Origin of the sequence: Dysosmobacter sp., assembly GCF_034093755.1 — a bacterium.
Taxonomy (GTDB): Bacteria; Bacillota; Clostridia; order Oscillospirales; family Oscillospiraceae; genus Oscillibacter.
The window spans coordinates 21017-35339 of record NZ_JAXEBZ010000077.1 but is presented as its reverse complement, the minus strand read 5'-3'; the positions used below and the strand labels follow the sequence as shown (position 1 = coordinate 35339).

11 protein-coding genes are annotated in these 14323 nt (G+C 64.5%); 2 read left to right on the top strand and 9 right to left on the bottom strand.

Annotation, left to right across the window (positions count from 1 at the left end):
- Positions 1-45: 45 nt before the first annotated feature.
- The 3 genes from SOX55_RS10295 to SOX55_RS10285 all read right to left on the bottom strand — a co-directional run bounded on the left by SOX55_RS10295 (position 46) and on the right by SOX55_RS10285 (position 4334).
- Positions 46-1269: an amidohydrolase gene (locus SOX55_RS10295; protein ID WP_325287366.1), complete on the bottom strand. Its 1224-nt coding sequence runs from the start codon at positions 1267-1269 to the stop codon at positions 46-48.
- A 207-nt stretch (positions 1270-1476) separates the two neighbouring features.
- Complete coding sequence (locus SOX55_RS10290; RefSeq protein WP_325287365.1) at positions 1477-3405, bottom strand: AAA family ATPase; 1929 nt, start codon at positions 3403-3405, stop codon at positions 1477-1479.
- A gap of 101 nt (positions 3406-3506) precedes the next feature.
- Entirely contained in the window at positions 3507-4334 is an 828-nt protein-coding gene (locus SOX55_RS10285; RefSeq protein ID WP_325287364.1) for a MerR family transcriptional regulator, read from the bottom strand.
- A gap of 119 nt (positions 4335-4453) precedes the next feature.
- Between SOX55_RS10285 and SOX55_RS10280 the strand changes: the two genes are divergently transcribed.
- Positions 4454-5755: an MATE family efflux transporter gene (locus tag SOX55_RS10280; RefSeq protein WP_325287363.1), complete on the top strand. Its 1302-nt coding sequence runs from the start codon at positions 4454-4456 to the stop codon at positions 5753-5755.
- An 81-nt stretch (positions 5756-5836) separates the two neighbouring features.
- Here SOX55_RS10280 and SOX55_RS10275 read toward each other — a convergent pair whose 3' ends face one another.
- The 4 genes from SOX55_RS10275 to pepV all read right to left on the bottom strand — a co-directional run bounded on the left by SOX55_RS10275 (position 5837) and on the right by pepV (position 11071).
- Positions 5837-7210 carry a transglutaminase-like domain-containing protein gene (locus SOX55_RS10275; RefSeq protein ID WP_325287362.1) on the bottom strand — a complete coding sequence of 458 codons (1374 nt, stop codon included), beginning with the start codon at positions 7208-7210 and terminating at the stop codon, positions 5837-5839.
- Positions 7211-7297: 87 nt separating this feature from the next.
- Positions 7298-8488: a DUF819 family protein gene (locus tag SOX55_RS10270; RefSeq protein WP_325287361.1), complete on the bottom strand. Its 1191-nt coding sequence runs from the start codon at positions 8486-8488 to the stop codon at positions 7298-7300.
- A 98-nt stretch (positions 8489-8586) separates the two neighbouring features.
- Complete coding sequence (locus SOX55_RS10265) at positions 8587-9681, bottom strand: dipeptide epimerase (protein ID WP_325287360.1); 1095 nt, start codon at positions 9679-9681, stop codon at positions 8587-8589.
- 19 nt (positions 9682-9700) lie between these two features.
- On the bottom strand, positions 9701-11071 hold the full coding sequence (pepV, locus tag SOX55_RS10260; RefSeq protein ID WP_325287359.1) for a dipeptidase PepV: 1371 nt from the start codon (positions 11069-11071) through the stop codon (positions 9701-9703).
- Positions 11072-11424: 353 nt separating this feature from the next.
- On the opposite strand from pepV, the gene SOX55_RS10255 reads away from it, so the two are divergent.
- Positions 11425-11757, top strand: coding sequence for a DUF3870 domain-containing protein (locus tag SOX55_RS10255; protein ID WP_325287358.1), 333 nt, complete (start codon positions 11425-11427; stop codon positions 11755-11757).
- 57 nt (positions 11758-11814) lie between these two features.
- On the opposite strand, the gene SOX55_RS10250 is transcribed toward SOX55_RS10255, so the two are convergent.
- Together SOX55_RS10250 and SOX55_RS10245 are read right to left on the bottom strand one after the other, a co-directional pair.
- On the bottom strand, positions 11815-12531 hold the full coding sequence (locus SOX55_RS10250) for a LytR/AlgR family response regulator transcription factor (RefSeq protein ID WP_325287357.1): 717 nt from the start codon (positions 12529-12531) through the stop codon (positions 11815-11817).
- 15 nt (positions 12532-12546) lie between these two features.
- Entirely contained in the window at positions 12547-14229 is a 1683-nt protein-coding gene (locus tag SOX55_RS10245; RefSeq protein ID WP_325287356.1) for a LytS/YhcK type 5TM receptor domain-containing protein, read from the bottom strand.
- Positions 14230-14323 lie beyond the last annotated feature (94 nt).

Below are 14323 nucleotides of genomic sequence, written 5' to 3'. Positions count from 1 at the left end.
AGGCGGGCGGCGTGCAGGCGCCGCCGGCGGGGAACACCGGGGGGATTACTCGCGGTAGTTTCTGGCGAACTCGGCTTTCAGCTGTCCCAGCTTTTCCGGGTCACCGGCTACCCGCAGGCCCGTCAGGGCCATCAGCTTGCCGGCCAGCATGCACTGGTCAATGGGATACTCGTTGCAGGTCAGCAGAGCCGTCTCGTCGGCATGGCCCACGGGGGTGGGCTCACCGTCATGGACAATGGGGAAGGTGATCTCCACCGTGGGGATCTTGTAGGCCACACAGCCCAGATCCGAGGAGGCCTTGGGCAGGTTGCCGAAGGTGAAGCGGGAGGAGTCAATGCCCAGATCGGCGGCATATTCGGCAGCCTGGTGGTACAGGGAGGGCACGGGGGTGGCGCAGTACCAGGGGGCGTCCCATTTGTAGATGGCGGTGGTTTCCGTCATCAGCTCAGCGCCCCTGATGACGTTGTCCACCCGGCGCATCAGAGCATTCAGCTCGGCGGAGTCATTGGTCCGCAGCTCCACGTTCAGCGTGGCCAGGTCGGGGACGGAGTTGGCCGCCGTACCGCCTCTGGAGATGATGTAGTGGATGCGGTTGGTCTCCACCATGTGCTCCCGCAGGAACTCCAGACCCATGGTGGTGAGAATCACTGCGTCCAGAGCGCTGCGGCCCTTTTCCGGAGCGGAGGAGGCGTGGGCAGTGCGGCCCTTGAAGGTGAGCCAGTTGTCATGGGTAGGCCAGACAATGGCCTTGCCGGTGACCTCGGAGCCCCAGTCGGCGCCATAGTGGTTGGCCAGCATCAGATCCACCTCGTCCATGTAGCCGCCCTCCAGAATGTAGTGCTTGGAGCCTTCCAGCTCTTCAGCGGGGGTGCCGTAGACGATAACGGAGCCGATGGAGGCAAAGACTTCTTTCAGAGCCAGGGCGGCGGAGAAGCCGGCTGCGGCAATCAGATTGTGGCCGCAGGCGTGGCCGTTGGGCAGAGCGTCATACTCCAGCATCAGTCCGATGACGGGGCCGCCCTCCTTCCCCCGGAACACGGCCTTGAAGGCGGTGGGCATGTCCACGTCCTGGTTGAATTTGGGGTGCTTTCCGGTGAGGCCCCGTTGAACCTCAAAGCCCTCTTTTTCCAGAGCGTTCATCAGCAGAGTGGATGACTGAAACTCCTCCCAGCCCACTTCCCTGAACTCCCAGATTCTTTTGGCGATCTTATGGATTTTCTCCCGGTTTTCGTCGATGACTTCCATCATCCGCTTTTCTGCAGGGGTCATTCCATTCCCTCCGTTTCATAGATTCACGGACAGCCGGTCCGTTTTCCGGTGAACTTGTTTCCAGTATAGCCGCGGGCCGTTAAAACTCCGTTAATACCCCCGGCAATTTTCAGAAAATATGAAAAAAACGGCTCACAGATTTTTAACGGAAAAATCTGTGAGCCGAAAATCGAAGGACGGTATTTTTTCGCGGCGGGGAATCGGGCCTTACAGCGGCCGCTCTCCCTGAAGATTCCGCAGAGCCTCCGTCCGCTCGGGGTTGCCGCCGTATTCATAGTGACGGATGGTATAGGGCAGCAGAATGCGCCAGCGGTCGCCGGTTTTCTGCGTGTCGTAGAATTCCGCCACAGCGCGGTGCCACAGCTGCCGCTTGCCCATGGACAGGTTCTGGTGCACATAGTCCTTGTAGAACTGGTGCCTGAACTTGTAGACGATGCCGCTGCCCCAGGGCTGCTCCGCAATGAACCCGGCGGTCAGCAGCTGATCCAGCAGCTCGATCAGCTCCATGGGCGGAAGCCCCGTCAGAATCTCCAGGTCCTCCAAGTTGGCGTGCTCAAAGTGGATGGACAGGGCGTCCAGAACCCGCCGCTGCTGAGGGGTGAGCCGGTCCAGCCGCAGCTGAATCAGCAGGTCGATGCGGGGCAGGGGGCAGTCTTTTTTCCACCCCTCCTGGCGGATGACGTTGAGAGTCTCCATCAGCACCAGGGGATTGCCCTCCGTGCGGAGATACAGCTGGTGGGCGTCGGCGCCGCCGGCGGCCGGGTCCTGCAGCACCTCCCGGATGATGGCGGCGGTCTCCTCCTCCGTGAAGGGAGAGAGGGTCAGCGTGGTGATGAGATTCCGCTCCTGCAGCGCCAGCAGCAGGCCGCGGATTTGCTTTTGCTCATCGGTGCGGCAGGTGGCAATGAGAAACACCTGGTCATTGCCGAACTCAATCATGATCCGCTGCAGAAGCTGCCGGCTGACCGGGTCCATCCACTGGAGACTGTCAAAATACAGAATGATCTTCCGCCGGCTCACCAGCTCCTTGAACAGCCGCAGCACGCCGTCGATCAGCGCGGCGGAGGTCCGGCCGTCGTCGCCGTCCTCCCCGGTGATCCGGCCGGAGAGCAGCACCGGCAGCAGACTCAGGCTGCCCTCGGACAGCCGGACGGTTCCGGCGGCGCACAGGTTTTCCAGCTGGACGAACAGGTCCCGCCAGGCCTTCAGGGGAAACTCCTCCTCCACGCTGTAGCAGTGGGAGGACAGCTGCAGCACCCCGGAGTCGCAGTTCATCTCGAAAATCTGCTGCATCAGCGCGGTTTTGCCCACGCCCACCTCGCCGCCGATGACCACGGAGACGGTGGACTCCTCGTTCAGAAACCAGAAGAGCCGCTCGTCGATGAACTGCAGCTCCGCCCGGCGGCCGAAGAAGCTGTCCCGGGTGCCGGGCCTGCGGAGCGATGCCACCTTCTTCCGGTGGAGCAGCGTCCGGTACAGCAGCTCCACCGCGTGGGAGGGGGTTTCGGCCAGATCGTCCTGAAGGCGCTTGGCGTACTCCTGATACAGCTGGAGCCCCAGGTCGTACTTCTCCGCCTGGGCAAAACACTTCATGCCGGCGAGGACCATCTCCTCGTCCCAGGGCCGCCAGAACTGCCAGATGCCGGTGAGCTGCTGCAGCCGGGCGGTGTCCCGGCAGACGGCGGGGTCTTTCAGCTGGTTTTCGATGTAGGACAGGCTGCGGGAGATCTGCAGCTCCCGCTTTTGCTCCACCCAGGCGTCAAACTCCGGGCAGTCCTTCAGATAGAAGAAATCCAGAAACCGCTCCCGGGACAGGGCAAATTCCGGGTCCGGCGCGTCCCAGTCCGTCCGCACGCCGCACCGCTGATTCAGCTTCAGGTCATTCCGGCCCTGGAGGATGATGATGTCCTCCCCCAGGCAGCGGCGGATCTGAAACAGGGCCTGGCGCAGATTCTTCCGGCCGGACTCCTCGTCGCAGGAGCCCCAGAAAAAGGACACCAGCTCGTCCCGGCTGGCGTTCTTCTCCACGCAGAGATAGTAGAGAATGCCTTCCGCCTTCCGGTAGGGAAAGCGGACCAGCTCTCCGTCCTGATAGACGCCGGGGGTCCCCAGAAGCGTTACCCGATAGTCTGACACTGCCATCCCTCCATCCGGTGGTGTTCCGCCCTTTCCGGCGGAGTTATACGATCTGTATAATTATGAACTAATTTACCATATTTTGTGCGGCTTGAAAAGCCCTATTTTTTCCCATCCGCCTGCCGGACCACCCGCAGTTGCAGCTCCGTGCGGAATTCCGCCTCCCGGGCGGTGTCATGGATGTCGGACAAGTAAAGCTCCAGCGGCGTGTCCAGCGGGCGGAAGCCCTCCGCCTCCGCCAGGGCGTACAGCCGCCGGTAGCTCTGCCGGATGTCGGCGTAGGGCCCGGCGTGGATCAGGGAGAGGTAGGTCCCCGCCGGGAAGGCGCCGTCGGCCTGCTCCCCCTCCTCGCACAGGAAGAAGACCCCGCTGTACAGCAGCTCCAGACGGTCGTCCCACAGGACCGCCGGCTCCATGACGGCGCCCATCCGCCGGTTGCCCAGCTCCTTCAGGAGACTCCGGCGCTCCTTCTGGAGCTTGCGCAGCAGATAGTCCACCTTCGGCTCCGGAATGGCCTTCTCCCGCAGAAAGAGACACGGCCGCTCCGGCAGCTCCAGCCGCAGCACCCGGCCGGCGGGCCGGTCCATGGCCTGGCGCAGCCGCTGCCGGCGCTGCTGAACGGCTGTCAGCCGCTTTTGGAGGGCGGCCATTTTCCGGTGGAGCATCTCCTCCTGACCGGCCAGCATGGCGTCGGTGCCCGCCACGGTGCGGGGGGCGCAGAAATACTGCCGGATCTCCTCCATCCCCACCCCCAGCTCCCGCAGGGACCGGATGATGTTCAGGTCACACAGGTCATCCACCGAGTACTCCCGGTAGCCGTTGGCCCCCCGCCGGGGATGAATCAGCCCCTGCTCCTCGTAGTAGCGCAGGGTGTCGCTGTTGAGCCCGTACAGCTTCGCCAGCTCCGCAATGCGGAAATAGGAACCCATAAAGTTGTCCTCCCCCTATTGACTCTCGTATTATACGATAGTTTACACTGTGGGAAGCCGGCAGTCAAGCCCGGGCGGCCCCTTCCCGGACTTCCGGCGGTGATCGGAGGAAAACCAACATGTCTCTGCGCAGAAAATTCATTCAGTTTGTGGTCCCGTCCATCATCTCCATGTGGATTTACTCCCTGTACACCATGGTGGACGGCGTGTTTGTGGCCGCCGGGGTGGGGGAGCATGCCCTGGCCGCCGTGAACCTGTCGCTGCCCTATGTGAACGCCCTGTTCTCCCTGGGGCTGCTGTTTGCCGCCGGCACCTCCGCCCTGATCTCCATGGCCCTGGGTCGGGGGGAGCGGGAGACGGCCTGCCGCTATTTCAACCAGAATCTGGTAGTGGTCAGCATTGTCTGCCTCAGCGTGACGGCGGTGACGCTGCTGGCGCTGGAGCCGGTGGCCCGGTTCCTGGGCGGCGGCGCCGATACACTGGAATACGTGAAGCAGTACGTGGGCGTCATCGCGCCCTTCGCCATCTTCTTCGCCGTCTCCTACAACCTGGAGCTGCAGGTGAAGGCCGACGGCGCTCCCCGCGTCAGCACGGCGGGCATCATCTGCTGCGGGCTGATGAACATGGCGCTGGACTATCTGTTTGTCATGCGCCTGCACTGGGGAGTCCGGGGGGCGGCCCTGGCCACGGGACTGGCCCAGGTCACCAGCACGGCGGTGTTTGTGGTGTATTTCCTGTTCCGCCGGAAGCGGCTGGAGTTCGGGTGGTTCGGCTGGGACCTGTCCATCTATCGCCGCAGCATTCCCCTGGGGCTGTCCGACGGACTGACGGAGCTTTCCAACGCCCTGGTGATTTTCGTGTTCAACCTGACCATTATCCGGGTTCTGGGGCCGGACAAGGTGGCCAGCTACACCATCATCGGCTACGTGAACACCCTGGTGCTGATGACTATGTCCGGCACGGCTCAGGGCATCCAGCCCCTGGTGAGCTTCCACTACGGCGCCGGGGAGCGGCAGGTGTGCCATACCTTCCTGCGGTACGGGGCGGCGGCCATTCTGGCCTTTTCCGTGACGCTCACCGCCGCGGTCCAGCTTCTGGCGCCGGCCATCGTGGGACTGTTCCTGGAGGAGTCCTCCCCGCTGTACCTGTATACCATCGGGGCGCTGCGGAAGTTCGGCGTGTCCTTCCTGCTGCTGGGGTGGAATGTGCTGGCCGGCGGCTATTTCACCGCCGTGGACCGGCCCCGGTTCGCCCTGCCCATCTCCCTGGGCCGGGGGTGCGTGCTGCTGCTGTTGTCGCTGGCGGTGACGGCCTTCGTCATCGGCGGCGAGGCGCTGTGGTTTGCCACGGCGCTGTCGGAGGGTGTGTGCCTGGTGATGACGGCAGCGTTTTTTCTGCGGTATGTCCGCAGCGGGCGCTGAGTCCGGCGGCGCGCTCCCTGTACGGAACGAAGAACCCTCATGAACAAAGCTCCCTCCGCAGGGCGGAGGGAGCTTTGCCTTTTAAAGTTCCGTGCATTCCAGGACTTCCTTGCTGCGGAGAAATTCGTTGTACTGCAGACCCCGGTCCGGCAGCTCCATCTCCCCCACCTGGTTGTCGTAGGGGTCCGCCCGCCAGTGGTCCTTGGGCACGTCGAAGTCCCCCTCAAAGCGGGTGTTGGCGGCCATGCGGAAGGGGTCCAGATTGCCGAAGTAGTGCCGCCGCCGGGCCTCGTTGCCCTCCCGGGCGGCACCGCAGCCGAAGGAGGGGTCGGCGTACAGCCAGCCGTAGGGGGCGGCGTAGAACTGGGCCCAGTCATGGGCGCCGCAGAACCCCGGCTCCGCCTTCCAGCCGCTCTCCCACCGGGCGGGAATGCCGGCGCAGCGGCACAGGGTGATAAACAGCAGGGCCATCATGCCGCAGTCTCCCCGCAGGTTCCGGGCGCAGGTCTCCGGAATGGACTCCAGGCCGAAGTAGGCCCGCACGAAGGAGTACTGAACGTTCAGGGTAATGTAGTCATAGAATCGCCGGGCCTTTTCCAGCGGCTCCTCCACCCCCTCCGTCAGATGCCGGGCCAGCTCCCGGATGCAGGGGGTGAACAGCACGTGGGAGGGCTGCTCCTCCGTGTCAAAGGCGGGCCGCTCCGCCGCCGGCAGGGGGTGGGACAGGACCGTGTACCGGGCGGTGCGGGTGTAGGAGAACTCCACGGTGAAGGGGTGGTTCTCCGTCAGCACCTCCTCCCAGAACACCACCCGCTGGGGCGCCGTCTCCGGGGAGATGTGAGCGGGAGCGGGGGAGACGGACTCAATGCGGATGTCGCTCTGGGCGCCGCAGGCGCAGGGCAGGGGCAGGTAGGCCCGCACCCGCTCCCCCGGGCGGAAGGTCTCCGGCTTCAGCTGCACGCTGGCCCGGCAGCGGATGCGGAGGGACACGCTGCCCTTCTCCCGCATGCTCCGGAGGGTGTCCTCCAGCATGCCGCTGGAGTCATGGCCGTCGGCCCCGGTGGGGAGCACCCCCGCCCGGCGGGCGATGGCGGCGTCGGTTTTGCACAGGCTGTCGAACCAGCGGTCAAAGTAGTGGGGCACGCCGTCGATGTAAATCCAGTCGATGCGGCGGTCCCGCTCCAGGGTGTCGAATTCTTCGCCGGAAAAGTCCGGGATTTTCTCCCGGGCCAGGTCCAGGGCCTGCTGCCGGGTGAGGGGATAGTCCAGCGGCAGGCGGCGGAGAATCTCCCGCTCCGCCGTCAGGCATTTTCGCAGGGCTTCCGGCGTGTGGGGGGACTGCAGGTGCCGGTCAATGGCGGCGATGGCGCCGGGGAAGTCGCCGTGGTACTTCCGGCGCAGCACGTCCTCCGGCAGACCCATGTGCAGATAGCGGAAATTGTCGTTGATTCCCATATGCATCCCTTCTTGTTGACAGGTATGCCCCGCCCTTTCGGGCGGGGCATACCACAGTTGGACAGGATTCCGGCAGATTCAGCGGCGTCAGGCCAGCATTTGCAGAATGGCGCCCATGCCCAGACCGCAGAAGTTGCCGATGGCCGCGCCCAGCACGCCCATCAGAACGCCGATGCCGGCGAAGGAGGGGTCGTAGGCGGTGGAGATGATGGGCGCGGAGGCGGAGCCGCCGATGCAGGCCACCGACGCGGTGGAGCACATGCAGATGTCCCAGTGGAACAGCTTGCACAGGATGAACATCAGCACCACGTGGACCACCAGAATCAGCAGGCCGTAGACCACCCACATGGGGGCGCTCAGCAGGTCGGAGACGGTGGCGGTGGAGGCCAGCAGGGAAACCACGGCGTACAGGTAGACCTGAGACAGCTCCTCCACGGCGGGCAGCTTGCCCAGGGGAGTCATGGCGCAGATCAGGCCGAAGATGGTGATGAACACGGTGGTGCAGGTGCCCTTGTCGAACATGCCCAGGCCCGCGGCCTTCAGGCCGGCGTTGGCGTTGGCGCCCAGCCACTGGAAGATGGCGGAGACCATGAGGGACAGGCCGATGAGGAAGATCCAGTCGCTGGCGGTGGCCTTGTGGGCCTTCTCCTTGGCCACCTCGGCGTTGGCGGCCTCGGCGATGGCGTCCAGACCGTCGGTGTTGGCCTTCACGGCCTTGTTCCACTTGTCAGCGTAGCGGACAGCCAGCAGCAGCAGGGCAATCCACAGGGAATAGCACACGGTGTCCAGGGCCAGGGCGCAGCTGTAGGCGCCGGCGTCCACCGGCAGGGCGTCCTGCATGGCGGCCATGTTGGCGGAGCCGCCCACCCAGGAGGCGTACAGCGCGGCAGTGGCGGCCCAGGTGGTCTCGCCGCCGCCCAGGGCGCCCTTGAAGGCGGGATACAGCACCACGAAGCCGATGGCCAGGGTGGCGGCGCTGCCCAGGAAGATGGCGATCATCCGGGGACCCAGCTTGCCCAGCTTGCGGAAGTCGCAGCGCAGCAGCATGACGAAGATCATGGCGTACAGGATGTTGTTCTTCACGGAGCCGTAGGCGGCGGACACGCCGTCGGAGTTGTACAGGCCCATGGTGCAGAAGATCATGTTCAGCACGTAAATCCACACCAGGGGCGGCACCACGCCGAAGACCTTCCACTTGGTCTTTTTCTCCAGGAACAGAAGGCCGCCGGCAATGAACATCAGGAACGCGATGTAAGTAAAGCCGTTTGTGATAACCATAGTTTTCTCCCTTTCTCAATCATATTTAAAAAGCACCGCGGCGGAGGGGTGTCTCCTCCCGCCCGTTCCGCCCGACGCGCTTTTCCGGTGGGGACGGATTACAGATAGGTCAGCCGGCCCGGTTCAAAGCCCTTGATGCCCAGGCCCGGCTCGTCGGAGACGGTGATCTCCTTCTCGTTGAACACCGCGCCGCCCAGAATGGGGTCCTCGCTGCACAGCACGGGGCCGTCCAGGTCGATTTTGGTGATGATCTTTTTGGCGCAGGCCAGCTCCACCGCCGCATTGACGGAGATTTTGGCCTCCAGCATGCAGCCGATCATGCACTCCACGCCGTAGACCTCGGCGGCGGAGGCGATTTTCAGGGCGTTGTACAGTCCGCCGCACTTCATCAGCTTGATGTTCACCAGGTCGGCGGCGCCCATCTGCATGATCTTCAGGGCGTCCTCGGGGCTGAACACGCTCTCGTCCGCCAGCACGGGGACGTAGCTGCGCTCGGTGACGTACTTCATGCCCTCGAAGTCATGGGCCTTCACCGGCTGCTCCACGAACTCAATGGCCAGGCCCTGCTCCTGCATCCGGTTGAGGATGCGGACGGCCTGCTTGGGCTCCCAGGCCTGGTTGGCGTCAATGCGGATGCACACGCTGCTGCCCACCGCCTGCCGGACGGCGGCCAGCCGGGCCACGTCCAGCGCCGGGTTGGCGCCCACCTTCACCTTCAGGCAGTCATAGCCCCGCTCAATGGCGTTGACGGCGTCCCGGGCCATCTCCTCCGGGTCGTTGACGCTGATGGTGATGTCGGTGACGATGGACTTCCGGGCGCCGCCCATCAGCTTGTAGACGGGAATGCTGTACAGCTGGCCGTACAGGTCCCACAATGCCATGTCCACGGCGGCCTTGGCGCTGGTGTTCTTCACCACGCACTTCTGCACCGTCTGGAGCAGGTCCTCGAAGTCATCCACCTCCCGGCCCAGGATGCTCTTGCCGATGTGGTCCTGGATGGCGCCGATGATGGCGCCGGTGGTGTCGCCGGTGATGGCTCCGGTGGGGGGCGCCTCGCCGTAGCCCACCGCGCCGGTGTCCGTCCGGAGCTCCACAATCACGTCCTCCACGCTGTTGACGGTGCGCAGGGCGGTCTTGAAGGGCACCCGCAGGGGGACCGAAATCTTCCCCAGCCGGACTTCTGTGATTTTCATGCTGCCTCTCCTCCTTCTCTTACTTTGCCAGTTGGTACATCGCCTCGGCGATGATCTGGGCGTTTTTCATCAGCTTCTCCACTTCGATGAACTCGTCGGGCTTGTGCTCCCGCACCTCATCGCCGGGGAAGATGGGGCCGAAGGCCACCACGTTGGGCAGGGCCTTGGCGTAGGTGCCGCCGCCGATGCTCAGAGGCCGGGCGGGCAGGCCCGTCTCCCGGGCGTAGACCGCCAGCAGCGTCTGCACCAGCTCGCTGTCCTCCGGCACGTACAGGCTGGGCTTGTGAACCTGCTTCTCCAGGGTGAAGCCGGCCTCCCGGAAGGCCGCCTCCAGTTGGGGGGCGCAGTCCTCAAACCGTTTGGTGACGGGGTAGCGGTAGTTGATGCACAGCGACAGGGCGCCCTCGTCCGCCTCCGCCGTGCCCCAGTTCAGCGTCAGTTTGCCGGACACATCGTCCTCCAGGGCGATGCCCAGGGAGGCGCCGTCGGTCTCCATGCCCAGCCGGTCCGCCAGAAAGGCCACGGCCTCCGCAGCCCCGCCGGACAGGGGAACGCCCTTCAGGAACGCCATCAGCCGGCCGATGGCGTTCTCCCCCAGCTCCGGGGTGCTGCCGTGGGCGCTGACGCCCAGGGCCTCTACCAGCACGCCGGTGTCCGTCGCGGTGCAGCGGACCTTTTCCGCGGACCGGGCGGCGATCTCCGCCGCCGTTTCCGGCGGGCAGGCGATCTCCGCGGCGGCGGAGGCGGGGGTTACGTTGGGGGCTGAGCCGCCGGTGAGGCGCGTCAGCCGCACCGGGCCGGTCTGGCAGTAGGTTTTCCGGAAGGTGGCGTTGATGATGCCCTTCTCGCCGTTGATGACGGGGTACTCCCCGTCGGGGGTGAAGCCCAGCACCGGCAGCTCGCCGCCGTGGGCGCGGTAGTATTTCATGTCCTGGCTGCCGGTCTCCTCATTGGTGCCCAGCAGCAGCCGGATCCGCCGCCGAAGGGGCAATCCGGTGTCCCGCAGGGCCGCCAGGGCGTACATGGCCGCCACCGTGGGGCCCTTGTCGTCCATGGCACCACGGCCGAACACCTTTCCGTCCCGGATCTCGCCGCCGAAGGGGTCGAAGGTCCAGCCCTCCCCGGCGGGGACCACGTCCAGATGGCCCACCACGGCCACCATCTCTTCTCCGTCTCCGTACTCGCACCAGCCCACCTGCTGGTCCATCCGGCCGCAGGTCAGGCCCAGCGCCTCCGCCGTGGCCAGGGCGTGGTCCAGACACCGGCGGACCTCCCGGCCGTAGGGGGCGCCCTCTTCGGCGGGCCCCTCCGCGCTGGGAATCCGGATGCTCTCCTGCAAGCTCCGCAGCAGCTCCTCCTGCCGGGCGCTTACCGCCTCTTTCAAAGTCATACGCAGCCCTCCGTTCCTTCATCCATAAAAAAGACCAGCAGAGGAAACGCGATATGCTCGCGTCCTCTGCTGGATTTCATCCTCTCTTTGGTACAGGGTACTGTACCACGCCGGATAAAGCAGCCATATTCAGACCCCGGACGGGGCCTCTTTCCTCATTTAGCATAGTAAAAAACCGGCCGCCCGTCAAGAGGACCCGGTGCTTTTCTATGTTTTTTATTGAGATTTCCGAAAATAACTGTGCAATATAGACAAAATCAGGAATTCCAGTTCTTGACAATTCCTCCTGGATGTTTCATACTGAAGCAAACAGGCCCCAACGGCACGCGGAGTTTGGGAAGGAGCAATGTCGCATGAGAAAGAACAGTCAGCCCGCCACCTATTTTGTCATCGGCGAGTCCCGCACCAACGCGGACAACGCCATCACCCGGATTTACGGCTCGTTTTACCTGGCTCTGGAGGTGGACAGCGCCACCGACGAGATTGTGGCCTTCAACTGCACCCACACCCTGGAGCTGACGGAGTCCTACCTCCGGCGGCTGTTTGTGGGGGAGAACATCTTTGAGCTGGAGGACTGGCTGGAGAACACCCTGAAGCAGTGCTACGGCGGCTCCTCCCGCCGGGCGGTGCTGACCAGCTACCGGGACGCGGTGAAGCGGTACCGGGCCATGCGCAGCGGCGACTGACAGCTGAACATTTTAACGCCCCCGTGACGCGAGTCACGGGGGCGTTTTGCGCCCTGATCAGATCTCCAGCCGGCGGCGCAGCTCCTTGATCCGGTCCCGGCCGATGGGCAGCACCGTGGAGGAATTGCGGACCCGCAGGGCGAAGCTGCTGTTGTTCCAGGGGAAGATGTCCTGGATGTATTTCAGCTGCACGAGGCAGGTTTTGTGAATGCGGTAGAAGCCCTGGCTGGCCAGGCGGTTTTCGTACTCGGACATGGAGGCGTTGTCGGCGTACTCCTCGCCGGACAGGGTGTGGAGGATGCAGCCCCGGCCGGAGCCGTCCGTCTCGATGTAGGTCACGTCCCCCACGTCCAGCAGCGTGGTGTGGCGGTTGCTGCTGATGGCCAGCCGCCCGGCGGTCACCGCGGGGGCTGCCGCCTCGCCGGGCAGGCACCGGTCCAGCACCTGGCGGATGCGGGCGGGGTCGAAGGGCTTGAGGATGTAGTCATCCACCTGCATCTCGAAGGCCTGGACGGCGTACTCCGAGTAGGCGGTGGCGAAGATGATCTTGGCGGCGGGCATCAGCCGCCGGGCCAGGGACGCCACGGTGGTGCCCTCCATGTCCCCCAGGTGGATGTCGATAAACAGAATGTCAAAGGTGGACCGCTCCAGCAGCTGCATGGCCTGGGCGCCGTTGCCGGCCTCCTCCACCACTGCCTGGGGCAGGTACTCCCGGATCTGGTGGATCAGCTCCACCCGGGAGTATTTTTCATCGTCAATGACCGCGATACGCACGGCGGATTCCTCCTTTTACAGGGCAAGCGTTTCCCGCGGCGGCGTCAGCGGGATGGAAAAGGACACGGTGGAGCCGCTCTCCGAGCTGTCAATCCGGAAGTCGCACTGGCTGCCGTAAATGCTGCGCAGCCGCTTACGGACGTTGAACAGGCCGGTGTAGGTGGGATCGTCGGGGTCCTGCAGCTTCTGCAGCACCTGCTCCGGGAAGCCGTGGCCCTGGTCCGTCACGCTGATGTAGGCCCGCTCCGCGTCCTGGCGGATGCGGATGGCCACCCGCCGGTCGTCCACCGCCGTGCCGCCGTGGCGGACGGCGTTTTCCACAATGGGCTGGAGGATCAGGGGCGGCAGCTTCAGCCGGGTCAGGTCGGCGGGCAGCTCCCGGGTCACGTGGATGGCGTCTTCAAACCGGGCCTCCGTCAGCAGCAGATAGTTGTCCACGTTGGACAGCTCCTGCTGCAGCGTCACAAACGGCTCGTTGATGGACAGGGTCTGGCGGAAATAGTTGGCCAGCACCAGTATGGTCTCCCGGGCCCGGTCAGGGTCGGTGAGGCACAGGGCGGAAATGGTGTTCAGGGCGTTGAACAGGAAATGGGGGTTGATCTGGGACTGCAGCGCCCGGAACTCCGCCTGCTGGCGCAGGTTGATCTGGTGCTGGAACTCCCCCAGTTCCAGCATGGAGGAGAACAGCTGGGCCAGGCTCTCGGCGGTGCGGCCGTGGGCCTCCAGCATCAGGCTCTGTCCCGCCGGGATGATGAGAATCAGGGTGCCCACGGTGGCCTCGTTCCACACCAGCGGCGCGGCGATGAGGGCGCTGCCGGCGGGAATGGAGTTGCCTGCCTCGCCGGGATAGTCCGGCAGCATGGTCAGCGTCCCCTGCTCCAGCGCCTGCCGGGCGGGGGCGGGGAGGGTGGTGACGGCGGCGCCGCTGGCGGCCAGCACCGTATCACGGTTAGTAATGGCCACCTGAAAGTCCGGCAGCATGGAGTGGACCGTGTCCGCCGCCTGCTGCAGCGCCTGGCGGTTTCCCAGGCCCTCCCGCAGATAGGGCAGGCACTTCTGGGCCACCAGCAATGCCAGGGCCTGCTGCTCTACCATTTCAATGCTGAGATTCCGGTTCAGCCGGTCCAGCGTGCGCATGAACACCACCAGCCCCACGGAGTTCACCAGAATCTTCGGGATCAGAATGGCCTTTTCCAGCGCCACTGCGGCGGCGAAGGGCTTGGCCAGCACCAGAATCAGCAGGGCCTGAACGCCCTCGGCAAAGACCACAATGCCCACCAGGGCCGCGCTGCTGCGGCGGTGGTGGGAAAACCAGCGGGAGTACGCGGCGCCGATGAGGCCGAAGGTGAAGGTACCCACTCCGCAGGCCAGGGCGGTGAAGCTGCCGGGGTGATAGAAGTAGCGGTGGACGCCGCTGATGAGGCCCGCCATGACGCCGGACAGCGGCCCGCCCACCAGGCCCGCCGCCACCGTGCTGATGACCCGGGTGTTGACTACCGCTCCCTGGTATTCCAGGCCCGTGTAGGTGCAGCAGATGGACAGCAGTCCGAAGATCAGCCCCAGGGAGAACTGGGCGGCCCGGGAGCGGCCGTGGGCCTTCAGCATCTGCCGCAGGGGCCGCAGCTCCGTCAGAACGGACGCCACCAGCAGCAAAAGGCTGATGTTCAGCAGCAGATAGATAAACAGGTTGTTCTGCATGTTTTGCAACCTCGTCTTTCGTAAACCGGTGGAAAAACAGGGGGAAGGCGTCGGCCGCAATGGCTTTTTACAGCAAAATTTTTCCACGCGTCAT

Coding starts and splice junctions, on each gene's coding strand:
- SOX55_RS10295 (WP_325287366.1), bottom strand. CDS start 1,269: ATGACCCCTGCAGAAAAGCGGATGATGGAAGTCATCGACGAAAACCGG.
- SOX55_RS10285 (WP_325287364.1), bottom strand. CDS start 4,334: ATGGGTTCCTATTTCCGCATTGCGGAGCTGGCGAAGCTGTACGGGCTC.
- SOX55_RS10280 (WP_325287363.1), top strand. CDS start 4,454: ATGTCTCTGCGCAGAAAATTCATTCAGTTTGTGGTCCCGTCCATCATC.
- SOX55_RS10275 (WP_325287362.1), bottom strand. CDS start 7,210: ATGGGAATCAACGACAATTTCCGCTATCTGCACATGGGTCTGCCGGAG.
- SOX55_RS10270 (WP_325287361.1), bottom strand. CDS start 8,488: ATGGTTATCACAAACGGCTTTACTTACATCGCGTTCCTGATGTTCATT.
- SOX55_RS10265 (WP_325287360.1), bottom strand. CDS start 9,681: ATGAAAATCACAGAAGTCCGGCTGGGGAAGATTTCGGTCCCCCTGCGG.
- pepV (WP_325287359.1), bottom strand. CDS start 11,071: ATGACTTTGAAAGAGGCGGTAAGCGCCCGGCAGGAGGAGCTGCTGCGG.
- SOX55_RS10255 (WP_325287358.1), top strand. CDS start 11,425: ATGAGAAAGAACAGTCAGCCCGCCACCTATTTTGTCATCGGCGAGTCC.
- SOX55_RS10245 (WP_325287356.1), bottom strand. CDS start 14,229: ATGCAGAACAACCTGTTTATCTATCTGCTGCTGAACATCAGCCTTTTG.